Source organism: Haladaptatus sp. (assembly GCF_049589095.1).
Classification (GTDB): Archaea; Halobacteriota; Halobacteria; order Halobacteriales; family Haladaptataceae; genus Haladaptatus.
This window is the reverse complement of sequence record NZ_JBAWAC010000244.1, coordinates 1-2,365: the sequence shown is the minus strand read 5'-3', so window position 1 is coordinate 2,365 and position 2,365 is coordinate 1. Positions and strand designations below refer to the sequence as shown.

Sequence of the window (2,365 nt, the reverse complement as noted above, 5' to 3'; positions counted from 1 at the left end):
TTTCTCGACTGATACCGACCGCATCTTTTCGTCCCGAAGGAAAAACGAGACGACGGTGAGTCTCGCCGCCGGAACGAACCCCGAGTACGAATCCAGGCAGATAGGTCATGAGTGTGAAAGACAGTCGTGGCTTTACAAAAATATGGACGTAATGGAATACAGGTGAAACGAGGGGGGAGGGGGTCGAAAGGACGTGGTGGGAGCGGGACGGAAGTCCGTCCCATCCCACGAATCGAGTCCGACGGTCGGGACGACATCCCCCGAAATTCCAAAATTCAACGGTCGATTTCCCCGACGAATTTATGAGGAAGTAGCCGCAGTACTGTGTCATGACACGGCGTGACAGCCCACCGGAGAACGCGGACGCCCTCGACGGAGTGTTTCGATTACAGGAGGACGTTTTCGCCAGAAAGGGCCTTCTCGAAATCGGATACGCGCCGGAGCCGCGGCACATCGTAGCCCGCAACGAAGAGATCAGACGCCTCGCAACCGCGTTGAATCCCGCCATCGGCGGGGGTGCGCCGAACAACACGTTCCTGTACGGAAAGACGGGGGCCGGAAAGTCCCTCTGTGCCCGATACGCGACGGGTCGTATCGTGGATGCCGCGAGCGAGAACGGAGTTTCCATCGCCCGTGCAACCATCGACTGTTCGCAAGAGGACACCGAGACGCGCGCAGTCAGGGCGCTCGCTCGGGAGATAAACGACCCGGACGAAACGCGCATCGACGTTCCCGAGACTGGCTTCGGACGGTCGCGGTACTATCGTCTGCTCTGGGACGTGCTCGATTCTCGACACGACGTCGCGCTCGTGGTACTGGACGAGATAGACCGACTCGAAAACGACGAACTGCTCCTGCAGTTGTCCCGTGCCGAGGAAACCGGGAAGCTCTCCCGTTGTTCGGTGGGTATCGTCGGAATCAGTAACAAGGTGCGCTACCGCGAACGGTTGCAGGAACGCGTCAAGAGTAGCCTGCAGGAACGCGAGATCATATTCGCCCCGTACAGCCGGGACGACCTCCGTGAAATCATTCGAAGCCGCTCCGAGGCGTTCCGTCGCGGGGTGCTTTCGGACGAGGTGCTCTCGACCTGTGCGTCGCTCGCGTCGGAGGAACACGGCGACGCACGGAAGGCCATCAATCTGATCCGTCACGCCGGGGAACTCGCGGTCGGTGAGGAGTCCGAAACCATCACCGTCGACCACGTCCAAAGTGCCGACACGCTCGCCGAGCGCGACCGGTTCCAAACGCTGTTCGAGGGGGCGACGGCCCAACAGAAGGCGACGCTCCTCGCCATCGTCTCGTTGGCTCTCGTCGAGCGGTCGCGGACGTTCAGGACGACGGACGTGTACGCGGCCTACGAGGACGTCTGTGCCGACGCCGGTCTCACGGTCCTCTCGAAGCGGCGCGTCCACGACCTGCTCCGGGAGTGGGAGTTCCTCGAAGTGCTCGATATCACGCGAACCGGGGACGGACGCGCTCGGGGCAGTTACCTGCGTCTGCACCTCATCGAAGATCCGTCCGTCATCCGGCCGGTGTTCGACGAGAGCAGTCGGTTCGCCGGGGTCGGTCCGACATCGGGGGCGACCGCGACGACGTGGTCGAACATCTGAAATTTATCCAGGGTGACAGAAGGTTTAAGACCACTACTTCCACAGTATAGGGTGATGGAACGAATCGGATTAGTGGGAACTGGATTCATGGGCACGACACATGCTAACAGTTATCAGGAGATAGACGGGGCGGAGATCGCGGCCGTCGCGTCGCTCGACGACGAGCGTTACACGTTCGCCGAGGAGCAGACGGCGAACGCCGACGTGTACGAGGACGCGGCAGAGATGATGAGCGACGCCGACGTCACGGCCGTCGATATCTGCACGCCGACACCGACACACCGGCCACTCGTCGAGGCGGCCGCCGAACGTGGTCTCGACGTGTTCTGCGAGAAACCGCTCGCCCGAACGACGACGGATGCGGACGCCATCGTCGAGGCGGTGACCGACGCGGATGTCACCTTCATGACGGGGCACGTGCTGCGGTACTTCCCCGAATACGTCGAAGCCAAGCGCCGTATCGACGCTGGGGAGGTCGGATCGCTGGGAACGCTTCACACCGAGCGACTCTCCTCGCCGCCGCGATACGGTACCAACTCGTGGTTCGGCGATACCGAGCAAAGCGGGGGTGTCCTCCTTGACATGGCGATTCACGACTTCGATTATCTCCGCTGGATCGCCGGGGACGTGGACCGCGTCTTCGCACGGACGGCGTCGTGGAGCGACGGCCACCTGAACCAACACTCGTCGGTGACGCTGCGGTTCGAAAACGGCGTCGTCGGCCACGTCGAAGCGTCGTGGGGGTATCCCGAGGG

At 62.0% G+C, this 2,365-nt stretch carries 2 protein-coding genes; both read left to right on the top strand.

The features are described from left to right. Positions 1-329 precede the first annotated feature (329 nt). The gene (locus WBV42_RS08035) at positions 330-1,610 is read left to right on the top strand and encodes a Cdc6/Cdc18 family protein (protein WP_423985563.1); all 1,281 of its coding nucleotides are present in this window, start codon (positions 330-332) and stop codon (positions 1,608-1,610) included. Between the two features lie 54 nt (positions 1,611-1,664). After that, positions 1,665-2,365, top strand: a 701-nt coding sequence (locus WBV42_RS08030) for a Gfo/Idh/MocA family protein (RefSeq protein WP_423985562.1), incomplete at its 3' end; no start/stop codon positions are given.